Consider the following 23,360-nt stretch of genomic DNA (forward strand, 5'->3'; position numbering starts at 1 on the left):
GCAATAACGCCGACGCGGACTTTTGTTAACCGCGAATGATGCCGAGAACTTCCTCGACTAGCGCGTCCACTTCAGCGCGGGTTGGAGCCTCTACGTTCAGACGCAGCAGCGGCTCGGTGTTGGAGGCGCGGACGTTGAACCAGGCCTTCGAGTCGGCAAGTTCAATAGTCAGACCGTCCATCCAGTCCGAGGACTCCGTGCGGTCGGCAAAGGCAGCCTCGATTTCCTTCTGCTTGGCCTGCTGCTCCTCCGCGCTGCCCAGGCGGGAGTTAATCTCGCCGGACGCCTCATAACGGTTGTACTCAGCCATGAACTCGCTCAGCGGCTTATCCTGCTCTGCCAGTGCGGCCAGGACGTGCATGGCGGCCAGCATGCCGGAGTCGGCATTGAAGAACTCCTTGAAGTAGTAGTGTGCCGAGTGCTCACCGCCGAAGACAGCACCGTGCTCGGCCATCTGCGCCTTGATGAAGGAGTGACCCACACGAGTGCGCACCGGGGTGCCGCCGTTTTCCACAATCATCTCCGGCACGACATGGGAGGTAATCAGGTTGTGGATAATAGTCGCGCCCGGGTTCTGCTTCAGGTAGCGGGTAGCCACCAGCGCACAGATAGCCGACGGGCTGACCGGGCTACCCTTCTCGTCGACAACAAAGCAGCGGTCCGCGTCGCCGTCGAAGGCGATACCGATGTCGGCGCCCTGTTCCACCGTGAACTTCTGCAGATCGACAAGGTTGGCGGGCTCCAGCGGGTTGGCTTCATGGTTCGGGAAGTTGCCGTCGAGCTCAAAGTAGAGGTCTGCGACATCCATATCGTCGCCGAGAACAGCCGGCACGGTCAGGCCGCCCATGCCGTTACCAGCGTCGACCGCAACCTTCAGACGACGGCCGGAGCGGATGTCTACCAGCCGGTGGAGGAACTTCGCATAATCCTCCAGGACATCTTCGTGGTCAATCTCGCCCGGGGTGCCGGTGTACTCCGGGATTCCGTCGACAAGCAGATCCTTGATCTGAGCAAGACCCGTCTCCTGGCCGATTGGGCGAGCCAGCGCACGGCACATCTTGATGCCGTTGTACTTGGCTGGATTGTGGCTGGCGGTGAACATCGCGCCCGGGCATTCCTTGACTCCGGAGGCGAAGTACAGCTCATCCGTAGAGGTCAGGCCGAGAAGGGTGACGCTTAGTCCCTGTGCCGCCGCACCATCGGCGAAACGAGCCGCCAGCTCCGGCGAGGACTCACGCATATCGTGGCCAACGACGGCGCGCGTTGCGCCCTCTGCACGCATGATGTTACCGAAGGCTGCGCCGATGGCTCCGACGAGGTCCGCGTCGATGCCCTCACCGACAACACCGCGCACGTCATAGGCCTTGATGACAGAATCCAAATCGGAACGATTGTAAGTGCCCACGAAAAACCTCTCTGGGTAAGTATCAGTTTTGGAGAAATGATACTAGCCGCAGAGAGGCTCTCACAAAGAAATGCCGTGGCACGACGGCATTGGGGAAGGGTGCAACAGGGACGCAAGGCTCAACTGGCTAAGCGTCCGAGTCCTCCGGATCTCGAACTACATGCAGGTGACCGCGGGCAGATTTCCGCGTCGACGGATGGCGACTGGAGTCAATCGTGTATGTCTGCGGACGGGTATCGGCCTCGTCTCGCAGCACCAGACCGGTCGCATTACGGCCAGCTTCCCGAACGGCTTCAGCCAGTGCGGTTAAATCGTCATCGTCCTGGGCCGGCGTGGGTACGTCGTAACGCACGAGCTCCCACCCCAGCGGTGCGGTGATGGAACGCGCATGCTTTTCACAGAGATCCCAGCTATGCGGTTCGGACGCGGCGGCGAGCGGCCCCACCACAGCTGTCGACTCCGCGTAGGCATACGTCAACGTAGCTACAGCAGGTTTGCCACATCCGGGCCGGCAACAACGTCTAAAAACACTCACGGCATCAAAGTCTAGACCCTAACTTTAACTTTCGATAGTTTTTCTCCCCACCCCGGGCGTTTTCGCTTGTCGACGACCCCCGCGCCCGCCGCCTCCGGGAAGGCCTGCGACATGGCCGAGACTCACCTCACCCACGTTGTCGGGCCAACCGATTAAGCTCAACAAATATGAATTCATCGGCTTACACTCCACGCTCTTTGCGACGCTCACTGCGACGCGGTCGTGGACCTCGGGGACCTCTGCTGCCACCGGAGGTGCCTCGCTGGAAGAGCCGTTCAGAAGCATTTGACCAGGCAGTTATCGATGCCTATGCCCCGCTGGACCAGCGTTGGTCACGGCAGCTGTCACACCTGGACATCGCCATTGACACGATTCCGCGCATGCAGCTACGGCCAGACACGTATTTCCCGGAGGAGATTGTCGCCGATGGCCCTGTGCCATTGGGCCGACTCATCCCCGCAGGCATTGACCGCGCAGGCAACCCCACCCGGCCCTGCGTCGTGGTGTTCCGTCGCCCTATTGAACGCCGCGTTGCCGGCCGCCTGGAGCTCGATCAGATGCTTCGCTATGTTCTGACCCGTCTGGTCGCTGTCTACCTGAGCATCGACCCGGTACAGGTCGATCCGAGTTTCGACGAGAACTTCTTATAAAGAGGGGCTCCACAGCGAGCATGCTGCAAAGCCACAAACTCATTCCACGAAAAATCCCCCAGGGCTTTACCCAAGGGGAGACTGCAACATCGGGAGAGGAAGGAAAAGCCGGCCGGCCTTTCTAGCCAATCTGCTGCTTTAGACGGCGACGCTCACGCTCGGAAAGACCACCCCAAATGCCGAAGCGCTCATCGTGCTCGAGAGCAAACTCAAGGCACTCATCCCGCACACCACACGCACGGCAAATTCGCTTTGCTTCACGAGTGGATCCGCCCTTCTCAGGGAAGAAAGCTTCAGGATCAGTCTGAGCGCACAGAGCCTGCTCCTGCCAGTCCTGATCGACTGCTTCAAACAACCCCGAAAGGTCATCCGCCCACTCTGCCAACGGCCGAGGCTGGTTTTCAGAGGAGCTATCGTTCACGGCGATGTCACCCGCATTCGTCTCACTATCCACAGCAGTGCCGCCATCAAACATGCTGGACTTTTCCATGCCGAGGGCCTCCTGACGGTTGTTGCTGCGGTTTTTAAAAACTGTGGGTCTTTAAATTGGGCTTAGTGTGCGAAACACACATTTGTGATTACACACGTGTAACCCGCCATCGGTCAAGCCGAACAGAGAATTTGGCCCAATACTTTTCATTGCCGCAGAAGCCCCTCCCCCCGCGTTGGGGATTAAGTTCAGGTTGAAGGATGAACTCTCACCCCTAAACCTGTCGCCCAAACTTAATCACATCCGCCACATACCCCTCACCAGCAACTTTGATGTCATTTCGGTAGCTTTCATCAAATATTGGCGACAAAAGTCTGACACGCCGAGGGCTGCAGACTAGACATCCGTCGAAAAACGCACTCCCCGATCAGGAATCTGGACACCCGGCCAGACGCGAATACCGTTGACCAATTCACAGCGGGCACCAACGACCGCACCTTCGCCGATAATGGCATCACTAATGACGGTCCGCGGGCCGATATCGGCACCGTCGGCAATCACAGAGCGCTCAATCACAGCGCCGGCGCCGATGCGCGCACCGTCGAAGATCACCGACTGATCAATACGCGCTCCCGCACCAATCTCCGCGCCACGGCCCACAACCGAACCACCGTAGAGAAGAGCACCGCCGCCAATCGACGCGGATTCGTCGACAAGCGCCTCGCCGTGCTTGCCTTCCAACAGCGGCGACGGCGCAATACCGCGGACCAAATCGGAAGAACCGCGGACAAAGTCCCCCGGGGTACCCATGTCGCGCCAGTAGGCGTAATCGACGTGACCGTAGACGTTCATACCTCGATCCAGCAGCGCCGGGAAGATCTCCCGCTCAACGCTGATTGGGCGACCAGCCGGAATCGACTCGATGATTTCGCGGCGGAACACGTAGATGCCAGCGTTAATCTGATCTGTCGGCGGATCCTGAGTCTTCTCCAGGAATTCCAGGACACGACCGTCCTTATCGGTCGGCACACACCCAAATGCACGTGGATCCGGCACCCGGACGAGATGCATCGTCACGTCGGCGTCCTTTTCCGCATGCGTGCCCAACACTGCGCGCAAATCAGTGCCACCGAGAACATCGCCGTTGAAAATCATTGCGGTGTCGTAGCGCAACTTGTCGAAAACGTTGCGGATACCACCACCAGTACCGAGCGGCTCCGACTCAAAGACGTACTCAATTTCCAGACCAAGATCGGAGCCATCGCCAAAGTGCTCTTCAAAGACTTCAGCTCGGTAGGACGTGCCCAGCACCACATGCTTCATACCGGCAGCACGAATGCGGCCGAGCAGGTGCTCCAGGAATGGATGTCCTGCGGTGGGCAGCATCGGCTTGGGGGTATTCACGGTGAGGGGACGCAGACGCGTGCCCTGGCCGCCGACCAGAATGACAGCGTCAGTCTGTTCAGCCAAGTTGGCTCCTGCCTCGTGGGCAGAATCCGTTCCCGACTGGAAAGCGGAGCCAAACCCAGCGCTCGGACGAACTTCGGTAGTCATGAAATCGGTAACTTTCTTCGAAGGATTATTCCAACAGTTAATTAATTCCTACGCTTCTTGACAGCAATTATGGCTTTGCCACGCAGGAACAGCCCCAACCGCAGCGCCAGCCGCACGGGTGCCAGTGCTGGCCCCGGCAGACGGTCTGACATGAAACGATATGCCGACTCATGGTGGGCCTTTACTGTGATTTCCGGGTGCTTGCTGGCGGAATGCCCTTGGGCATGGCGAATCTCCGCACTCGGGCAGAAGATGTTGTTCCACCCGGCTTTACCTAGGCGGTCGCCTAAGTCAACGTCCTCCATATACATGAAGTAGCGGGTGTCGAAGCCATCAATCTGATCGAAAGCCTCCCACCTCAGCAGCAAGCACGCACCCGACAGCCACCCCGCCGGACGTTCACGATTCATATCCGCATCATCTCGGTAGCGACGCGAGAACGGATTATTCGGCCAGATGTCAGCGAGCAGTGCATGTCCAATGCCACTGACTAGCTCGGGGACCGCGCGTGCCGACGGATATACGCTGCCATCCACTTCGCGAAAAAACGGGCCAATCGCCCCGGCCTTGGGATTGCGCTGCGCGCACTCCAACAGTGCATCGATTGCGCCAGGGGTGAAGACCACGTCGGGGTTGACCAGCATGACGTAGTCCGGATTAATTTCACCGGCACGTCGGGCTCGACCCAGCTCTGCGATGCCGCGATTGGCAGCAGCGCCATAGCCAATGTTGCCACCGGTGCGCAGGAGCTGAACATCCGCTCCGGTTTCCTTCGCCCTCGCTTCTTCCTTTTCCACAGAGCCGTCCGTCGAGCCATTGTCGGCCATAATCAGACGCGTGGAGGCGCTGGCTGCGGGGCCTAGCGAATCCACCAGCTTGCTCAGGTGCTCACCCGGCGAAAAAGTCACGGTGACCACGCCGAGTGGAAGCTTCGAGGGTTGCGGAGAATTCGAGGTTACATTCACAAACCTAGACCCTAGGACAGGACTGAACCTAAAGTGTCCTGCCACTCCGGAAGTAGCTTTAGACCTGCCTCACTCCACGCGGAGCCATCCAACACGGACCAGGCGGGACGTGGAGCTGGGCGTGGAAACTCACTACTGGTGCAGGCCACTACTCGCTGCGGGTCATGACCGGTGAGCCGGAACACTTCGCGCGCGACCTCGAACCACGTCGCTTCCCCACTGCCAGTGACATGAAAGGTTCCGGCCGGTGCGCTGTTCGGATTGGACAACACGCGTTTCGCCAACTCCCAGATCGCTGTGGCGAGATCGCCGACGAAGGTGGGGTTACCATGCTGATCATCGACAACTTTAACCACTGCCGGATCCCCATCGTCGTCGGTTGCTGTCTCCGCCAGCCGCATCATGGTAGATACGAAGTCCTTGGCCTCCGGCTGTGTAGGCCCTGACCAGACCCATGCCGTGCGCAGAATGGCGAACCGCGCACCCGAATCGCGCACATTGTTCTCTCCGACCAACTTAGTGCGGCCGTACATGGTCTTAGGCGCAGTGAAATCATCAACGCGAAGAGCCCGAGGCTGCTGCGCCATCTCGGTGACCGCCACATCACCGAAGACATAGTCGGTAGAGATGTGAATAAGATAGGCATCTTCTTCGCGCGCACGGGCCGCTAAGTACTTCGGCCCAAGTGCATTGACCAAGTGCGCCGATTCAGGGGCTGATTCCGCCCCATCGACATCGGTCACCGCTGCCGCATTGATGATGATGTCGACGTCGTCAAGCAAAGGCGTTGATGCCACTGCATCCGCATCGGCGATGTCTAGCTGCCCCCGACTGAGCGCACGCACCTCGACCTCAGCGGCGAAGGAGGCACGCTGAAGTGCGGTTCCCAGCTGCCCCGCCGCGCCGACAATGGCGACGATGGGGCGGGGTGAGGTGCTGCAAGATTGACCGCCAGTGGCCAAATGTGAAGCTGAGATTTCAGGCATATCCTTCTTTATCACTATCGTAGATACGATTGACACCGTGTTGAGGTGCCTTCGCACGCCGTTGGACGGTTAAAGTTTATGTAGTTTCCGCAGCTGCTGACTACCCCGTCACGACGTGTGGGATGCCACGGTAGACATGCAGCACGAATTTATTTCTACAGACTGTTAAGAGGAGCCCCCGGTTTGAGCAGCCACACGCCCCGCGCGCGTCACGCACGTGATATTCAAGCGCCACCCTCCTCTGCAGAAAGTACCACCCAGGCTTGGCCCCCGATGCTGCGCAATACCCTTGCGCTGCTCTCGGCCATTGTTTTGGTTATTTCGGCTGTTGGTTGGTGGACAGTCGGTCGCACGACTGACAATTTGGGCTCCGGCGGTGACTTTGGCCTGGGCGAGGAAAAGGACGGAGCGACTGATATTTTGCTCGTCGGCTCTGACTCTCGCACAGATGCCCAGGGCAATCCACTAACTCCAGAAGAAATCGAGCTGCTCCGCGCCGGCGACGAGCAGGCGACGAACACGGACACGATTATTGTGATTCGCGTGCCGTCGGATGGTTCGTCAGCGACAGCTATTTCTATTCCGCGCGATACATACGTGCACACCAACCGTCTGGGCAACACCAAAATCAATGGTGTCTACGGCAACACGAAGCAGATGGTGGCGGATGAGCTCACCCGCAGCGGTGAATCACCGGAGGAGATTGAGCGTCGCTCCACTGAGGCCGGACGCAGGGCCCTGATTGAAACTATCAGCGACCTCAGCGGCATTACTGTCGACCACTACGCAGAAGTTGGGCTACTCGGTTTCGTGCTGCTCACCGATGCCATCGGCGGTGTTGATGTCTGTCTCAATGCACCCGTCTATGACGAATTCTCCGGCGCCGATTTCCCGGCTGGCTCGCAGACGTTGATGGGCGCCGATGCGCTGTCATTCGTCCGCCAACGCCACGGCCTGCCCCGTGGCGACCTCGACCGCATTACTCGCCAGCAGGTCTTCATGGCCTCGTTCGCCAACAAGCTTCTCCGCGCGGGCACGCTGTCAAACCCTGCGAAGCTTTCGGAGCTGGGCAATGCCGTCCAGCGCTCCGTGGTGCTCGACGACAACTGGGATGTCACTGGCTTTGCCACCCAGATGCAGGGACTCACCGGCGGCAATGTGAAGTTTGAAACTATCCCAGTGACCTCGATTGACGGTGTCGGCGACTACGGGGAGTCGGTGGTCACTATCGACAAGGGTCAGGTTCACAAGTACTTCGACACCCTGCTGGGTCCCCCGGAAGAAGAGGCTCCAAAGAAGAACGACGCCGGGGAAAAGATTGATAAAGACGCAGCTGAAACCACAGTCAGCGTCTACAACGCCACTGGAATTGAAGGCTTGGCCAACAGCGTCGCGAGTGTCCTGACAGAGAAAGGCTACACGCAGGGAGAGGTTGGTAACGCGGAGTTCGCTGGTGTCGCCACCAGCCAGATCAATGCCGCTGACCCCGAGGACCCGGCCGCACGAGCCATCTCGGAAGCCCTTGGTGGCGTGCCGATTGTTCATGATCCGTACCTCGACCCGCACCACATTTCGGTAACGATTGCTGGCGACTACGAAGGTCCTGGCCTGTCCCCGGACGGTACTGCAACTGATCCGGGCGCCAGCGGAGACCCCGAAGATGAATTTGCAGATGGCGCTAACGGGGATGTGATCGGCGAGGAAGGCGAAGCTATTCCGGAAGAGGAGCACCCCGTCATCGATGCCGCTGGCGTAACCTGCGTGAACTAGCGATGCCCCTTCGGGGACACCTCAGCGACATGCTCAATGAGGTTGTGTTCCTCGATGGCGGCCAGGGATTCCTTGGCCTCCTGTTCGTCCAGAACATTCATAATGAAACCATTCTGGACGAACACCCAATCATCCACGGCCACTTCGGGCACATACATTGCTGAGCACGATCGCTTCTGCCCCGCCATGTCCACCGTCGCCATCGGCAGTGGACCATCGGCGATTTCTACTACTCGAGCAGGAATTCCAAGACACATCGTGGGGTCACTTCGTCCTCTCTGCCACCGTTGGGGTCTCCGCTGAACCTCGGCTAGTGGTTACCTTTTTGTCCGCAGCCGCACCGGGCTGTTCTTGCATCGTGAAAGTCATGACTCCCGCCGGGGCCGAGCTACACGGCAGACACGGATCGGCTGCCCAAATGGACTCCTCGACCCCTGCAGCCTCGCCGTCACCGCCGCATAATTGCTCGGTGAGCATTCGTGTTAGCCAGAGCTCATTCTGTGCAGTCGGTGTCATGATCTGACAATCTGTGATGATGCCATCTGCCGCTGCGGTATAGCGATGCACCAGCAGTCCGCGCGGTCCATCAATAATCCCGACTCCGCTGCGTTGCCCTTCAAAGTCGGCATTCTCAATCGCCGCCGCGGCATTGGGGTCGCACACGTGGTCACCGAGCAGCGCCTCGTCGGCAAGCACCCGTCTCGCCCACTCAACCGTGTCAACGAGAAGCTGGCGTTGTGCGTCGCGTGGACTCATGCCGCGCTTATCGACGACAACCTGCCTGGATACCGGGCCCACTCGGTAGAAGTCCGCCTGTTGGTCAATCCGGCCATCCTCGCCGGGCTTCTCAGCGATATCAAACACCGGCCGTGGAGCGGCATCCCCGGGCCGAGTTTCGCGGACGCGCGTCGGCCAGTCGGCGGCGGGAAAGGTTCTCGCCGGCGCATCGGTGTTGTGCCGTGCGACCGCCAGGTAACTTCCCAGCGGCGCAAGTTCACCATTGGCATCAACGACCGTCACATCCAGTCCATCGAAAGTATCCAACCAGGAATCAGATGCTCCGTGCGACGCCGAAAGCTCGGCACCGTTGATTACCGCGGTCTCTGCCAGCGCCTCTAGCGCACTTTCTGCCTCCGCGACCAGCGTCCTATCTGCCGCCGAGCGCACGCCTCCAGGCACAGCAACATCCGGGAAATGCGACGGCGCCCCGGACGCACGCATAAGTGCCTTACCCGCACGCTTCAGCTCACGCGCTCCCTCACGGTCGACGGCCACAAACTTGGTCGCCAGATTATCCAGAGTTGATCCCGCGGCGAGCAGTTCTCGGATCAGCTGTGCGGTACGGGGAATGTTAGAGATTCCATAAAGATTCTCTACCGCCCGTACCCCCGCAAGATGATGCACAACCGGGCACAGACCACACAACCGCTTGGTGATATCGGGGACATCCAACGCCCGTTTGCCCACGAGCATCCCGTCGATACGCGGCAGCCCGGACAAATCGAAGGACACCTGCGTGATAGCGCCATTGTCATCGCGGTAGACATCCAGCCGAGCCTCGAATGGGTCGACGAGCTCATCGAGCTGGATGTGCTGAGTAACCGGGACGGATTCGGATGACATGGTCCGCCTTACGCCTCCTTCGCGCTGAGTGCTTCGCCATAATGGTATCTGTGCATGAGCTTGGATTGTTGACCAGTGTGGTGGAAAAGATTGCCGAAGTCTGCCCGGGACGCACGGTAACGAAGGTATCGATGCGTGTCGGTGACCGCTCCGGGGTTGTCTACGATTCCCTCATCGCCGCGTGGCCCGTAGCCAGTGCTGCAACGCAATGTGAAGGCGCCGAGTTCGACGCCGCGCTCATTGTCTCAACGGTCTACTGCCCCGCCTGCGCAGCCGAGCATGAAATCGATGAGTTCTACGCTCTAACCTGTCCGGTCTGCGGCACACCGACCGCGGATTTACGGCATGGCCGCGAGTTTGAAATCTCCAGCATCGAGGTCGAGGCTGGGGATGCGGAAGCTGGGAGTTAAGCGTCACGTTCCTCGGCAAGCCAGCTGTCGATGAGTTCGCGCGCGACGTCGGTCGCCTCCTCAATGCCGCCAAGTGCCGTGTCGCTGAGCCCTACCACCATGTCCGCGGACTCATAGACCACTCCCACCACCCCGACGCGCTCGGGTTCCTGCCCCAGCAGGCGCGCCGCAGTGAGCAAATCCAGCAGACCGACCTGGTGCGCGGACAGCTTTGCCGCCAGCAACCGAGGAATCTGGTCACCAACGAGCTTGACGACGGTCCCGGGATCCCCAGGCCCGGCGAGAGCGTCGAGCAGCAAAAGATTCTTGGCTTCCTGCACAATCGGCAGCAGCTCCATGCCGCAGGTGCCGCCATCGATGTAGGCAACCGCGCTTGCCCATTCGTCTCCGCGCCCAGCGGTGTTCGCGGGATTATCGAGGCTCGAAGGCGACCAGACCAGATGAGCGGAATCGCCAATCTGCGTTGCCTTCCCCATCCCTGCGGATTCCAGTTCTGGGGCGAGCCGGCGCAGCAGTTCCAGACCGATACCATCGTCGCCCATGACGGGGTTGCCGATGCCGAGCACCGTCACCAACGGGGTGACGGCATCGGCGCTCGCGTAGGTTGTCTTGTCGCTGCTCAATGCGCCCCTATCCAATGCGCGGAGAGTCAACCGGCTGGGTACCTCGCGGTAGCCAGACCGAGCCGCCAATCATCGACGACAGGCCACCGTGGTTGTGCACCGCATCGGAGCGGATAACCAAGTAGACGTGAATGATGGCAAAGATCCAAATCAGGTACATGATGATTGTGTGAATCAGGCGGAAATAGCCGATTCCAATCCAGTGCGTTGGCATTGCCAGCAGCTGGAAGAACCAGTTGGACTGATCCATCATCGCGTACAGAGACAGTCCCGTGAGCATCTGGATAAAGCACATCGCGTAAATGCCGGTGTATGCCAGCTGCTGCAGCGGGTTGTGGGCGAAGTAGAAGGGACCTTCCTTGCGCAGGAATAGGTAGTACTGCATCGTGTGCCAGAGGTCTTTGACATCCTGCTTGTTATAAATCGGCCACAGTGCACGCCATCGTGTTTGTCGGTCGTGGGTGATGAACAACAGGATGAAGCGCCACAACCCCACTGCAATCCAGAGGAACCCGGCTAAGAAGTGCGCGAATCGGACATATCCCATGGCAAAGCCCGCGGCCGAGCCGTCGTAGGTGCGCTCTGTCAGATAGGGCTGCATGATGTACCAGCCGGTGAAGGTCATCACCAGCATCAGCGCCAGGTTCAACCAGTGTTGAACGCGCAGCGCCCATCCCCATAGGTGAACCTCGACCCACGAACCGGAGCCCTTTTTATTCTCTTCAATGGCCTCGTCGAGTTTCCGAAGCCCCATTGCCACGAAACCTTCGAAGATGAAATCTCCGGTGATGTTTCCGTCTTTGTCAATGGGGGCGAGTGCCACACCCATATTGCGGTGCCCACGCCCATGGTGCATGTTCGCGTTACGACGAAGCAGAACGCCTTCCTCGCGGGACATCGTGGATGCCGCTACCACCGAATCCAGCTCACCGCGCATGATTGCGACATCGACCGTTTGATCGGCGATATTGAGACCGTGCACCTTAGCGATGGAGTAACGGCGATCCGGTGTTGCCGGGTCATAGGAATCCGGGACCAGTTTCATCATCGGCTGGCCGTCGAGATGGAAAAGATCATCACGGCGGCGACGCAAGCTGACTTTGAGTGCGAGGTCAACGGGGTCGCGAGAATCGTCCGGAACGATTGCTGCGGCCTGAATGACCTCAGAGGGCGACAGCCAGTGGCTGGTGTGGGCATCAATGACCGCGATTACCAGGGGGTTGCCCTTGGAGTCTTTAAGTTGCAGTTCCGGATTTTCACTCACTGAGGGTGTCATGCCGTCGTCACCTTAAACATTTCTTGGCCCGACGGATCCAAAACGTGGACTGCGCAGGCCATACATGGATCGAAGGAATGAATTGTGCGAAGCGGTTCGAGCGGCTGCTCAGGATCAACTAGCGGATGCGTGCCGTCGCCAGCCAGTGCGTGCTCGTACGGGCCAAGCTGGCCCTTCGGGTCACGGCCACCGGCCAGCCACGTGGTAGGAACCACGGCCTGGTAGTTAGTCACCTTGCCGTTTTCAATCTTTACCCAGTGGCTGAGCATGCCGCGGGCGACCTCGATGAAGCCCACTCCTTGGCACTTCTCCGGCCACGAAGACGGCTCCCAACGGCTGTTATCGAAGACATCGATGTCACCGTTTTTCAGCGCCTCGACGAACTCCGGGAAAATGTGATCCGCCAGGTAGTTAGCGGTGGTCACAGATTCCACAGCACGTGCGTAAGTGCGCCCGGCAGTGGAGTTCATCTGCTCAATGCGCAGGTCGAGCTTCTTCATAACCTCGTCGACAAGGCGCACTGTCTCCGGCTCTTTCTGCAGGTATGCCAATAGCACACGGGCGACAGGGCCGACCTGGACAGCGCGACCGTCGTAACGCGGCGCCTTCGACCAGGTGTACTTTTCATTGTCCGACAGCCACTCGTACGGAGGCTTCGGGCCGGTGTAGTTGACGGTGGTCTCGCCGTCGTACGGCTTGAGACCGACATCGTCGCCGGCTTCCTGTGTGTACCAGGCAGAGTTGATGAACTCTTCAATTTTTTCCGGCTGGAATGGGTGAAGCTTGGTGTAGTCACCGTCGAGAATGACACCGGGCTTGATGTTTGGATGCACGGTCTTCACACGGGACTTAGCCGGGTCGCCGGAATAGGTGGCTCCAGCCATACCCACGGCCAGGAAAGTGTCAGAGGAGCGGCCAATGTCGAAGTAGTCCTTGTAGACGCTCATGATGGCTACTGCATCTGGGTAGAAGCAGTCATTGACGAACTCCACAATCTCGTCAATCCAGGACTTAATCTGATCAATGCCAACCTGGTTGACCGTCTCTGAGCGATCTGGGTCGATGGAGCATGCCATACCGCCAACGAGGAAGTTCGGGTGCGGGTTCTTACCGCCGAACACGGTGTTGATACGGATGATAGAGCGCTGGAACGCCAACGCGTCGAGATAGTGCGACACTGCCATCAAGTTGGCTTCAGGTGGCAGGCGGTAGTCCTCGTGACCCCAATAACCGCCGGTGAAGATGGACAGCTGACCGGAATCGACGATGCCCTGAACAGTCTCTTTGACTCGTGCGAACGTCTCTTCGTTATTGCCCTTCCACGTCGAGCCAATCGACTGTGCGAACTCAACGGTCTTCTTCGGGTCCGCCTCAAGTGCCTTCGTGACATCAATCCAGTCCAAGCCATGCAGGTGGTAGAAGTGCACGACGTGATCGTGAATCTCCTGCGAGCCAATCACCAGGTCACGAATACGACGTGCCTGCGGCGGCGGCGTGGAACCAATAGCATCCTCAACTGCAGCGATGGATGCCACTGAGTGAGTACCAGTGCACACACCACAGATACGGCCCACGAATGCCCAGACATCGCGAGGATCTCGGTTTTTCACAATGGTCTCGATACCGCGGAACTGAGTGGTCTCGCTCCAGGCGGTCTTAATCTTGTCGCCCTCGCGCTCCAGCTCAATACGAAGATGCCCCTCAATGCGGGTAATCGGGTCAATTACAACTTTTTCCGTAGCCATGTCCTTTTGCCCTTAGCTGTCCTTCGAATCGGTTGCTGTTTCGCCCTGCGCATCGGACGAGTTCGGAGGAAGGTCGACCATCGGAGGCTCCTTGCCCTCCACCCCGCCAAACGCGGCGAGCACCTTTTCTTCGCCGTTGGAGCGCTTAATCTTCATTTCCTTCACCACGGTGAGACCGCCGTGAACAGCGGCACCTGCGGCGGTGGCGGCCAGCAAGCCAACACCGACCTTGTTCACGCTGGACTCCACACCAATGCCCGGAATTCCCGGCAGCTTGTCGTAGAACGGGGTGAACTGGTCAAAGAAATCCTTCTCAGTACAGCCAATACATGGGTGACCAGCACCAATTGGCCAGCCGGACTTCAAGTTCCACTGCACGATTGGGCAGGGGCTAAACGTGGATGGCCCCTTACAGCCGACCTCGTAAAGGCACCAGCCGTTACGGGCGCCCTCGTCGTCGAAGGTTTTCACAAACTGACCGGCATCGTAGTGTGCACGGCGTGGGCAGGAGTCGTGAATACGCTGATCGTAGGCAAACTTTGGCCGCCCTTCAGCGTCGACTTCCGGCGCCTTGCCGTAAGTGAGCACGTACGTCAGGGTTGCCGTGATGACTTCACCGATTGGCGGGCAGCCAGAGACGTTAATCACTGGCTTGTCCTTGATAATCTCATCGACGCCCTTAGCGTCGGTCGGATTCGGCTTTGCTGCCTGTACTGAACCCCAGACAGCGCAAGCACCGACGGCCAGAATTGCGGTGGCCTTCTCAGCCGCCTCCAGCAGCACCTGTTCTGCGGACTTGCCGCCAATGGTGCAGTACGCACCATGTTCGCCCATCGGGATAGAGCCATTGACCACCAGAATATGGTCTTCGGCATTCATGTCGTCCAGGGCTTTTTCAGCCGCATGGCCCGACGGCGCCATGAGCAGCTCGTTGTAATCCATCGAGACCAAGTTCAGCACCACGTCTTCCGCCGTAGTGCCACCAGAACGCAAGACTGATTCCATACATCCGGTGCATTCCTGCAACTGCAGCCATGCCACCTTCGGCTTCTTAACAGCCGAGAGCTTGTCTGCAATCTCCTCCGCCGATGGGGTCAGCGACTGTGCCGCAGCCTCACCGACATTGGGGGTTCCGGCGGCGAAGATTGCCGCCATGGTGCCACAAAACTTCATGAAACTGCGCCGTGAGACACCAGCTCGTGCGAGGTTGTCGCCGAGGGTCCCTTCTTGCCAATTCGCGCCACTGATCATTTTTCCGCTGCGCCTTCTGCTTAGTTATTAGGGTTATTGGGTTCAAGGTTTTCAAGTACTAAGGCCCAATGCCGCATACATAACCAGTATAGCGACCTAATAAGAACCTGAATAACGGCGCTGCAGTGCAGTTATAACTATTTAATATGCAATAAAAAATGTTGCGTAAATGTTGTTCCCCGCTACTGGGTTGGAGTGACGCAGGGGGGTATCGGGGGTCGTCGTTAGGCATGCCGAACTCCCCTCGCTTGACGACGGCCCCCCAGCGCCCTTAACCAACCAGCGCCGAGTTAACCCAGCGGAGCCATTCGTCAATGCCTTCGCCAGTCTTCGCTGAGACCTCAATCACCTTCACCCCTGGATTGACCTTTTCCAGGTTGGCGCGGAAGAGCTCCATGTCGAAGTCGAGGTACGGGGCGAGATCCATCTTGTTGATGACCACTACCTGCACGGAGCGGAACATCACCGGATACTTGACCGGCTTATCCTCTCCCTCGGTAATGGAGTAGACCATTGCCTTGCGAGTCTCACCGACCTCGAATTCAGCCGGGCAGACGAGATTGCCCACATTTTCAATCATGACCAGATCGAGCGTGGACAAATCCAGCCCTTCCAGCGCGCGGGAGACCATCGGGGCATCCAGGTGACACTCGCCACCGAAACCGTTGCCGGTATTGAGCAGCGAAATCTGAGCGCCATAGCCCTCCAGCCGGTCGGCGTCGAGGGCAGTCTCGATGTCGCCCTCAATGATGCCGACGCGTAGCTTGCCCTGCGCGGCCGCCAACGTCTTTTCCAGCAGCGCGGTCTTGCCCGAACCCGGGGAGCTCATCAGATTGATGGCCTCAACGCCATGCTCAGCCAGCAGCTCGCGATTGTGCTCGGCGCGGTGATCATTTTCGCTGAAGATGTCTTCGAGGATGGTCACGCGCTCCACTCCGGTTTCGTAACCCGAGTGGTCACCGTGGCTGGTGTCATTCGGGTCGGCGAGGTGAACGTGGTCGTGGTGGTGATCGTGATCATGACCGTGATGGTGGTCATGGTCGTGGTGATGGTGGTGGTGTGCGTCATCGCCGTCGTGCCGGTGGAAACGTCCCATGATAAAACCGTCTTTCCTACTTGTGCGCGTCGACGTCGATGTCGACGATTGTGAACTCTTCCCCAGAGATTACGCGCCCTGGCTTTCCGCAGGTGGGACATAACAGGCCGTCGAGTGGCCCCACTTGTTCGCGATGCCCCTGCGCGCATTCGACAACGGCGGGGATCCAGTCGATGTCCAACTTCGCGTCCCCCAAACCGGTGTCACGACTGACAAAATCCCACGCGTATGACAGGGTCTCTGGAACAACCTGTCGAAGGGCGCCTATCCGGAGGTGCACGGTACGTACAGTTCGCCCCTCGGCCGCCCTAGTGACAACCTTCGCCAACTGCATGCTCAACGCTACTTCGTGCACATCCTCCAACGTAGCAGCGCGAACTGGGGCTAGGGCCGAGGCTGGGGGTTGTGGCTGAGGCGCTTACGTAGAGTTGAACGCATGAGAAAGGAAGACGCGAATGAGATGGGGTTGGATTTGAGCATCCAGCGCATTCGCTGGCGTATCGAGGGCATTGTCCAGGGCGTCGGATTCCGACCTTTTGTCGCCACCATCGCCCGGCGCGCGGGGCTCGTCGGTTTCTGCGGCAATGATGAGCGGGGCGTATTCATCGAGGTAGAAGGCAGGCCAAACGCTCTCACTGATTTCCACAATCAGCTTTTCACTGAACTGCCCGCACTTGCTCGCATCATCACTCACTCCGCCGAACCCATCGCAGTGCGGGGCACTGAGCGCGAGTTCGTCATCGTGCCCTCTCGCCACAACGACACCGGTCGCGCGCTGCTACCTCCCGACACCGCACTGTGTCCCGATTGCCGTCGCGAGTTCTTCGATCCTGCCAACCCGCGCTACCTCTACCCCTTCATTTCCTGCACTAACTGCGGACCGCGTCTGTCCATCATCACCGAGCTGCCCTACGACCGCCCCCGCACCACCATGGCGGAATTCCCCATGTGTACCCCGTGCAAGCGCGAATACACCGACCCCGCCGACCGCCGCTATCACGCCCAACCCATCAGTTGCTTCGATTGCGGCCCTCGTCTGAGCTGGCACGATGCAGGCGGCACCACCACCGCTGGCACTCGCGAAGAGGTCTTCGCACTCTTCGGCCGCGCCCACGCACTGCTTGACGACGGCGCCGTGCTCGCCGTCAAAGGTATTGGTGGTTTTCACCTGGTCTGTGATGCCACCAATGATGCCGCCTGCGAGAAACTGCGCGCGCGTAAACGCCGGCCCGATAAACCGTTGGCGGTCATGGCCCCGGATGTTGATACCGCTGCCCAACTGGTTGAGTTAACTGAGCAGAAGAAGCGCTTCCTCGACTCCCCGGAAGCACCAATTGTGATTGCGCCGAAGCAACAAGCGGGGCCCCTGTCCGAGCTCATCGCACCCGGCCTCGACAGCTTCGGCATCATGGTTCCGTACTCAGGCATTCACTTGCTGCTGTGCGACCGTCCCCTCGTGGTCACCAGCGGCAACCTCAGCGGCGAACCCGTGTGTACCGACAACGACGACGCGCTGAAGAAGCTCGGTCATATCGCCGATGCTTTCATCCTCCACGACCGCGACATCCATATCCCCGTTGAGGATTCCGTCTTCATCGGCACCGCCCCATCCCGCAGGTCCCGCGGCTTCGCTCCCATTCCAGTCCCGATCACGTCCCCTGGCCCACACAAAAGTTCCCCCGCCGCAGCCCACACCGACACTCAAAGCACACCCCAGACCACTGTTTTCGCGACCGGTGGTGAGCTGAAGAATACTTTCGCGCTCACGCACGGTGACCTCGTTCATGTCTCCACCCACATTGGCGATATGAGTTCGTGGGCTAGCCAAAAGGCCTACCAGAGGGCTGTTGACCAGCTCCTTTCCATGCGCGACGCTATCCCGGAGCTTATCGTCTGCGATCTTCACCCGGGCTATGCCACCACCGCCTTCGCCGAGCGCTTTGCCGCCGAGCACGACATCGAGATCCTCGCAGTTCAGCACCACTTCGCACACGCGCTCTCCCTGCTTGCCGAACACCGCCTCCTCTCCCCCAATGCGGGTCGTGCAGTTGTCGCCACTCTCGACGGCACCGGCTACGGCACCGACGGCACCATCTGGGGCGGCGAGGTCCTCACACTCAGCCGTAGTTCCGCAGACTGGGAACGCTCCTGGCACTGCCCCTCTTTCCCGCTGGTCGGCGGGGACCGTGCTGTGACTCATCCGTGGCGGCTTGCCCTCGGCCTCACTCACGCGTGGGCGCTTGACGACGGTCGCCTCCTGCGCGATCTCCCCAACGAGCAAGAGGTAGCCCTAGTGACCAGTCAATTGTCCACGGGAATCGGCACAGTGCCGACTACTTCTCTCGGCCGTATCTTCGATGCCGCTGCAGCTCTGCTGCTTCCTCGTTGGCGAGGTGGTGCGGCCATTAGCTACGAGGCGCAGGCCGCTATGGAGCTGGAAGCAGCGGCCAACCGCTACGTGAGGTCACATGCGGAAGCTCTCAATGTGCCGCGATCAGCGGCAACGGCGGACCACCTCCAAGATGTCATCCGAGAAGCGCTTGCATTGCCGGATACCGAGCAGGCCGCTTTCATGTTTCATTGTGGGGTCGCGGGGGTCGTCGGCAAGCGATTGGTGCAGGCGGCGGAGGAAGCTGGCACTGACATTGTCGGCGTCAGCGGCGGGTGCGCGAATAATGCGCTGTTGATGGAACTGCTGCGTCGCGAAGTGGCAGCCGCAGGCTTGACGTTGTTGCAGCACCAGGTTGTGCCGCCGGGCGATGGCGGCTTGAGCCTCGGCCAGGCGGTGGCCGGGCGCCTGTTGGTGGCAGCCGGCAAGAACAGCTAGCAAATGCGCGGCAACGGGTCACCGACCAACATGTCCACCATGCGGGTGCCGCCGAATCCGGTCACCAGCACCACGGATGCGGCAGGTTCGTCCTCGATGGAACCAATGCCACATGCCTCGGGAGCTCCGGCTGCGTGTAGAGCGGTAAGGGCCGCATCCGCCTGCTCAGCGGGCACAACTGCGACAAAGGTACCTTCATTGGCGACGTAGAGAGGGTCGATGCCGAGCATGTCACAGGCACCGCGGGTCATGTCGCGGACCGCAATGGATTCGTCGTCAAGCACGACGCCGAGATTTGTGCCACGAGCGAGCTCGTTGGCGACGGTACCGAGGCCGCCGCGGGTGGCATCGCGCATCCAGCGGGTGCCGGGCGCAGCTTCCAGCAGAGCTTCGACCAGCCCATTGACGGCGCGGGTATCGGACTCGATAGGTGCCGCCAGAGCCAGGTCGCCACGGGCGAGCATAACCGCCATGCCATGATCGGCGATCGGACCGGAGACAAGGATGCGGTCGCCGGACTTGATGTTTGCGTAGACCGAACCTTCCGTGGCGGCCCCAGCGTAGTCGCCGCGCACCACGCCTACACCGGCCGTGGTGATGTAGACCTGGTCACCGGCGCCCTTCGGCACCACCTTCGTATCCCCGGCGACGATGCTGACCCCTGCGGCATCAGCTGCGGCACGCATGCTGGCCACGATGCGACGCAGAGTCGCGATTTCCAGCCCCTCTTCCAGAATGAATGATGCGGTCAGCGCCAGCGGCTTCGCACCTGCTACCGCCAGGTCGTTGACCGTCCCGTTGACGGCCAAATCGCCGATGTTGCCGCCCGGGAACTCAATAGGGTTGACCACATAGGAGTCGGTGGACATTGCCAGCCGCGCTCCACCATGTGCCGAAGCCGTCGCAGCTTCGACGACGGCATCGGCGCCGAAAAGCCCGGAGTCACCGCCCTGCCCCAGAATCTCGTTGCCGTAGGCGTCAAAAAATACCTGCTCGACCAATGCTGCGGAGGCCTTGCCGCCGGAGCCGTGTTGCAGGGTGATGTAATCGTCGAGAAGCCTGAATGGACGCGCTCGGACACGACCGATATTGGTGTTGACCTTGGCTTCATTGGTGTTCAGACGATTCTTCGGCTGCATACTCACATTCCCTAACTTCACCGCTGCGAGGCGGGCAAATACTCATCGCGTTACTCGTACTCCGTAAACGAGTCGCACTTCCCTTGATGGTAGTCTCGAAAAGTATTGCAATCGAGGAGAAGCGTATGTGTCTTGGTGTCCCTGCAGTCATCACAGAAGTCCACGATGCTGCCCGCGCAACCGTCGAAATCGGTGGCGTCGCACGCATGATTTCCACCGATCTGCTCGTTGATGAAAACCTCACTCAAGGCGATTGGGTCCTCGTCCATGTTGGCTTCGCCATGAGCAAAATCGACGAGGAAGAGGCCAAACTCTCGCTCCAGCAGATCAAACAACTGGGCGGCGATACTTACGAAGACGAGCTGGAGTCCTTCTCATCGTCACAAATCAACTGAGGGCTTTGAAGCACTATGAAATACGTTGACGAATTCCGCGATCCCGCCGCTGCGAAGAAACTGCTTGCACGCATTGAGCACGAGGCCACCAAGTTGGATAAGCCCATCGCACTGATGGAGGTCTGCGGCGGGCACACCCACACCATTTACCGCTACGGGCTGGAGAATCTCCTGCCGGAGAACATCGAGCTCATTCACGGCCCCGGCTGCCCCGTCTGTGTCATCCCCATGGGCCGCGTAGACGACGCCATTTGGCTGGCCCAGCAGGACGATGTCATTTTCACCACCTTTGGCGACATGATGCGTGTGCCGGGTTCCGAGACCTCGCTGATGCAGGCGCGTGCGCGCGGCGCCGATGTACGCTTTGTCTACTCGCCTCTCGACGCCCTGAAGATTGCCACCGACAACCCCGATAAGCAGGTTGTTTTCTTCGCCGTCGGGTTCGAGACAACCGCCCCGTCGACTGCCGTGACCATTGAGGCTGCGCGCCGGCAGAGAGTGGAAAACTTCTCCGTCTTCTCCAACCACGTGCTCATTGAGCCACCGCTGCGCGCCATTGTCAACGGCGGCGAAACCAAGGTCGATGGGTTTATCGGCCCCGGTCACGTGGCCACCACCACCGGCACGGACGCCTTCGAGTTCCTGCCGCGCGAGTTCAATCTGCCCGTGGCGGTCACCGGTTTTGAACCATTGGATGTGCTCCAGGCCGTCGTCATGCTGCTGGATCAATTCGTCAGCGGCGACGTTGCCGCCGGCAAGTCGCGCGTGGACAACCAGTACGCGCGCGTTGTGCGATCCTCCGGCAACACCACCGCGCAGAAACTTATGGACCGCGTCTTTTCCCTCCGCGACACATTCGAGTGGCGCGGTCTCGGCTGGATTGAAAACTCCGGCCTCGGCATCTCTGAGGAATACGCAGCATTCGACGCCGAGCGCCGTTTCCAGGTGCCGGGGCGCCGTATCCCAGACCCCGTGACCTGCGAATGCGGATCTGTGCTCACCGGCCACATCAAGCCGTGGCAATGCGCGGTCTTCGGCACCGCCTGCACCCCGGCGACTCCTATCGGCACCTGCATGGTCTCCCCCGAGGGCGCCTGCGCGGCGTACTACAACTTCGGCCGCATCGACCGGAAAGTCACCGAGAACCTGGCGAAATCCCGCCGGTAATTACTCCGTAATTCCCGCACGCGCGAGCGATGCCACCGCCTGCTTGACGACGGGCGCGTCAATCATCTCGCCATCGAGCTGAAAGGCGCCAGTGTGCGTGCCTGCGAGATCAACGATTTTCCGGGCACGCGCGAGCGTTGCTTCCGACGGCTTGTATGCCTTGCGCACCGGCGGCACCATCGCCGGGTGAATGCAGGCGGTAGCTAGGAAACCACAGCCCACCGCATCGAGGGCCTCAAGGTACTGGCCACGCTCATCGCGGAAGTCGGTATGAACGGCATCGATGGCGGCAATACCCGCCGCAGCCGCATGTACCTGAACGAGCGCGCGGGCCAGGCGCTGCGGATCGCGGTAGTGGCGACGCGGATTTTCATCCACGCTCTGGCGAGACGACACGCCACCCAATTCGGCGGTGAGGTCTTCGGCACCCCAGAACAGACCCACAACGTCTGGGTGCGTGGCAATCTGCTGGATATTAATCAGGGCCTGTGGGGTTTCAATCATCGCGATAATCTTCAGCCCTTCGAGCTCTGCAGGAATCGAGTCTCGAATTTTGGGCACCATGACGAGGTCATAGTCACATGCGCGGGCAAAGGCGACATCTTCTGCGAAAGTCGGAGTTCCCGGCCCGGTGATGCGAAGGATAGTCGTCGCCGGGTCAAGCGGATTGTTGATGATGTTTTCACGTGCCTGCTCGTGATTATCAACAGCTGCACCGTCCTCCAAGTCAATGATGACCATGTCGGATCGTTCGGCGGCTTTCTGGAAGCGTTCGGGGCGGTCAGCCGGGGCAAAGAGTAGCGCCGGGCCAGCGGGAAGCCAAGGGAAGGTCTGTTCACCATCGAGGGAGCTAAAGCCTGTCATAGTTCCTAACCTAATTGAAAACCCCGAAGAACCTTGATGCAGGGGCTCCCCGGGAGACAACACGGGGGAGACAACAAACCCGCGCTGTGGGCTTAAACCAGATGGGAAAGCCCTACAGCGCGGGTTTGCTGAGTTTTAACTTATGCGATTAGTCGCGGTAGAGCAGCAGCGCGTCACCCTGACCGCCGCCACCACACAGGGACACTCCAGCGCGACCCGAACCACGACGGTTCAGCTCCATCGCAGCGGTCAGAGTCAGGCGGGCACCGGAGCAGCCAATCGGGTGACCCAGAGCAATCGCGCCACCGTGAATGTTGGTCTTCTCCAGCGGGTAGTCCAGCTCACGCAGGGACTTAACAGCCACTGCGCCAAAGGCCTCGTTAATCTCAATGAAGTCGAGCTCCTGCGCGTCCCACTCGGCGCGACGCAGGGCCTCCTTCAGGGAGTCCGATGGCTGTGCGTGCAGGGAGTTATCCGGACCTGCGGTCTGACCTGCCTTGCCCACCACTGCGAGGTAGTCCAAGCCGTGCTTCTCTGCGTAAGCACGCGATGCCAGCACCACAGCTGCAGCACCGTCGGAGATTGGCGAGGAGTTACCGGCAGTGATGGTGCCGTTTTCCTTCAGGAAGACCGGGCGCAGCTTAGCCAG

General features: G+C 59.8%; 22 protein-coding genes and 1 pseudogene. 6 read left to right on the forward strand and 17 right to left on the reverse strand.

Features of this window, described 5'->3' with window-relative positions:
• Positions 1–25 precede the first annotated feature (25 nt).
• On the reverse strand, positions 26–1,405 hold the full coding sequence (locus Q0U90_RS07420) for a phosphomannomutase/phosphoglucomutase (RefSeq protein WP_297453089.1): 1,380 nt from the start codon (positions 1,403–1,405) through the stop codon (positions 26–28).
• Positions 1,406–1,532: 127 nt separating this feature from the next.
• Positions 1,533–1,940, reverse strand: a complete 408-nt coding sequence (locus Q0U90_RS07425; RefSeq protein ID WP_297453091.1) for a DUF3499 domain-containing protein — start codon at positions 1,938–1,940, stop codon at positions 1,533–1,535.
• A gap of 167 nt (positions 1,941–2,107) precedes the next feature.
• On the opposite strand from Q0U90_RS07425, the gene Q0U90_RS07430 reads away from it, so the two are divergent.
• The gene (locus Q0U90_RS07430; RefSeq protein ID WP_297453093.1) at positions 2,108–2,590 is read left to right on the forward strand and encodes a metallopeptidase family protein; all 483 of its coding nucleotides are present in this window, start codon (positions 2,108–2,110) and stop codon (positions 2,588–2,590) included.
• 121 nt (positions 2,591–2,711) lie between these two features.
• On the opposite strand, the gene Q0U90_RS07435 is transcribed toward Q0U90_RS07430, so the two are convergent.
• The 4 genes from Q0U90_RS07435 to rfbD all read right to left on the reverse strand — a co-directional run bounded on the left by Q0U90_RS07435 (position 2,712) and on the right by rfbD (position 6,525).
• Positions 2,712–3,080, reverse strand: a complete 369-nt coding sequence (locus Q0U90_RS07435) for a WhiB family transcriptional regulator (protein WP_297453095.1) — start codon at positions 3,078–3,080, stop codon at positions 2,712–2,714.
• A 336-nt stretch (positions 3,081–3,416) separates the two neighbouring features.
• Positions 3,417–4,574, reverse strand: a complete 1,158-nt coding sequence (locus Q0U90_RS07440) for an NDP-sugar synthase (protein ID WP_297453096.1) — start codon at positions 4,572–4,574, stop codon at positions 3,417–3,419.
• 41 nt (positions 4,575–4,615) lie between these two features.
• A complete protein-coding gene (locus tag Q0U90_RS07445) occupies positions 4,616–5,539 on the reverse strand; it encodes a glycosyltransferase family 2 protein (protein ID WP_297453098.1) in 924 nt (307 codons plus the stop codon).
• An 11-nt stretch (positions 5,540–5,550) separates the two neighbouring features.
• Positions 5,551–6,525 carry a dTDP-4-dehydrorhamnose reductase gene (gene rfbD / locus Q0U90_RS07450; RefSeq protein ID WP_297453101.1) on the reverse strand — a complete coding sequence of 325 codons (975 nt, stop codon included), beginning with the start codon at positions 6,523–6,525 and terminating at the stop codon, positions 5,551–5,553.
• A 273-nt stretch (positions 6,526–6,798) separates the two neighbouring features.
• Here rfbD and Q0U90_RS07455 point away from each other — a divergent pair, with 273 nt between their 5' ends.
• Positions 6,799–8,295 carry an LCP family protein gene (locus Q0U90_RS07455; RefSeq protein WP_297453103.1) on the forward strand — a complete coding sequence of 499 codons (1,497 nt, stop codon included), beginning with the start codon at positions 6,799–6,801 and terminating at the stop codon, positions 8,293–8,295.
• On the opposite strand, the gene Q0U90_RS07460 is transcribed toward Q0U90_RS07455, so the two are convergent.
• Together Q0U90_RS07460 and Q0U90_RS07465 are read right to left on the reverse strand one after the other, a co-directional pair.
• Positions 8,292–8,552, reverse strand: coding sequence for a HypC/HybG/HupF family hydrogenase formation chaperone (locus Q0U90_RS07460; protein WP_297453105.1), 261 nt, complete (start codon positions 8,550–8,552; stop codon positions 8,292–8,294). The genes Q0U90_RS07455 and Q0U90_RS07460 overlap by 4 nt on opposite strands.
• A gap of 7 nt (positions 8,553–8,559) precedes the next feature.
• Positions 8,560–9,918 (reverse strand): nickel-dependent hydrogenase large subunit, encoded by a 1,359-nt coding sequence (locus Q0U90_RS07465; protein ID WP_297453107.1) that lies wholly within the window; start codon positions 9,916–9,918, stop codon positions 8,560–8,562.
• 41 nt (positions 9,919–9,959) lie between these two features.
• On the opposite strand from Q0U90_RS07465, the gene Q0U90_RS07470 reads away from it, so the two are divergent.
• Positions 9,960–10,328 carry a hydrogenase maturation nickel metallochaperone HypA gene (locus tag Q0U90_RS07470; protein ID WP_297453109.1) on the forward strand — a complete coding sequence of 123 codons (369 nt, stop codon included), beginning with the start codon at positions 9,960–9,962 and terminating at the stop codon, positions 10,326–10,328.
• Here Q0U90_RS07470 and Q0U90_RS07475 read toward each other — a convergent pair.
• The 6 genes from Q0U90_RS07475 to Q0U90_RS07500 form a co-directional block, all read right to left on the reverse strand.
• Positions 10,325–10,903 (reverse strand): hydrogenase maturation protease, encoded by a 579-nt coding sequence (locus tag Q0U90_RS07475; RefSeq protein WP_366516644.1) that lies wholly within the window; start codon positions 10,901–10,903, stop codon positions 10,325–10,327. The genes Q0U90_RS07470 and Q0U90_RS07475 overlap by 4 nt on opposite strands.
• A gap of 55 nt (positions 10,904–10,958) precedes the next feature.
• Positions 10,959–12,227 (reverse strand): Ni/Fe-hydrogenase, b-type cytochrome subunit, encoded by a 1,269-nt coding sequence (cybH, locus tag Q0U90_RS07480; RefSeq protein ID WP_297453113.1) that lies wholly within the window; start codon positions 12,225–12,227, stop codon positions 10,959–10,961.
• On the reverse strand, positions 12,224–13,972 hold the full coding sequence (locus tag Q0U90_RS07485; RefSeq protein ID WP_297453115.1) for a nickel-dependent hydrogenase large subunit: 1,749 nt from the start codon (positions 13,970–13,972) through the stop codon (positions 12,224–12,226). The genes cybH and Q0U90_RS07485 overlap by 4 nt, the downstream gene beginning before the upstream one ends.
• A 12-nt stretch (positions 13,973–13,984) precedes the next feature.
• On the reverse strand, positions 13,985–15,223 hold the full coding sequence (locus Q0U90_RS07490) for a hydrogenase small subunit (protein WP_297453117.1): 1,239 nt from the start codon (positions 15,221–15,223) through the stop codon (positions 13,985–13,987).
• Positions 15,224–15,494: 271 nt separating this feature from the next.
• On the reverse strand, positions 15,495–16,319 hold the full coding sequence (gene hypB, locus Q0U90_RS07495) for a hydrogenase nickel incorporation protein HypB (protein ID WP_297453118.1): 825 nt from the start codon (positions 16,317–16,319) through the stop codon (positions 15,495–15,497).
• A gap of 16 nt (positions 16,320–16,335) precedes the next feature.
• Positions 16,336–16,653, reverse strand: a complete 318-nt coding sequence (locus tag Q0U90_RS07500; RefSeq protein WP_297453120.1) for a hydrogenase maturation nickel metallochaperone HypA — start codon at positions 16,651–16,653, stop codon at positions 16,336–16,338.
• Between the two features lie 102 nt (positions 16,654–16,755).
• Between Q0U90_RS07500 and hypF the strand changes: the two genes are divergently transcribed.
• Positions 16,756–19,146, forward strand: coding sequence for a carbamoyltransferase HypF (hypF, locus tag Q0U90_RS07505; protein WP_297453122.1), 2,391 nt, complete (start codon positions 16,756–16,758; stop codon positions 19,144–19,146).
• Here the strand turns inward: hypF and hypE are convergent.
• Complete coding sequence (hypE, locus tag Q0U90_RS07510; protein ID WP_297453124.1) at positions 19,143–20,285, reverse strand: hydrogenase expression/formation protein HypE; 1,143 nt, start codon at positions 20,283–20,285, stop codon at positions 19,143–19,145. The genes hypF and hypE overlap by 4 nt on opposite strands.
• 125 nt (positions 20,286–20,410) lie before the next feature.
• Between hypE and Q0U90_RS07515 the strand changes: the two genes are divergently transcribed.
• Complete coding sequence (locus tag Q0U90_RS07515) at positions 20,411–20,680, forward strand: HypC/HybG/HupF family hydrogenase formation chaperone (RefSeq protein ID WP_297453134.1); 270 nt, start codon at positions 20,411–20,413, stop codon at positions 20,678–20,680.
• 15 nt (positions 20,681–20,695) lie between these two features.
• Complete coding sequence (gene hypD, locus Q0U90_RS07520) at positions 20,696–21,847, forward strand: hydrogenase formation protein HypD (RefSeq protein WP_297453126.1); 1,152 nt, start codon at positions 20,696–20,698, stop codon at positions 21,845–21,847.
• Here the strand turns inward: hypD and Q0U90_RS07525 are convergent, their stop codons facing one another.
• Both Q0U90_RS07525 and Q0U90_RS07530 read right to left on the reverse strand, forming a co-directional pair.
• A complete protein-coding gene (locus Q0U90_RS07525; protein WP_297453128.1) occupies positions 21,848–22,711 on the reverse strand; it encodes a CoA ester lyase in 864 nt (287 codons plus the stop codon).
• 148 nt (positions 22,712–22,859) lie between these two features.
• A pseudogene (locus tag Q0U90_RS07530) lies at positions 22,860–23,360 on the reverse strand (acetyl-CoA C-acyltransferase); the annotation flags it as partial.

This window comes from uncultured Corynebacterium sp., from assembly GCF_946998835.1.
GTDB lineage: Bacteria > Actinomycetota > Actinomycetes > Mycobacteriales > Mycobacteriaceae > Corynebacterium.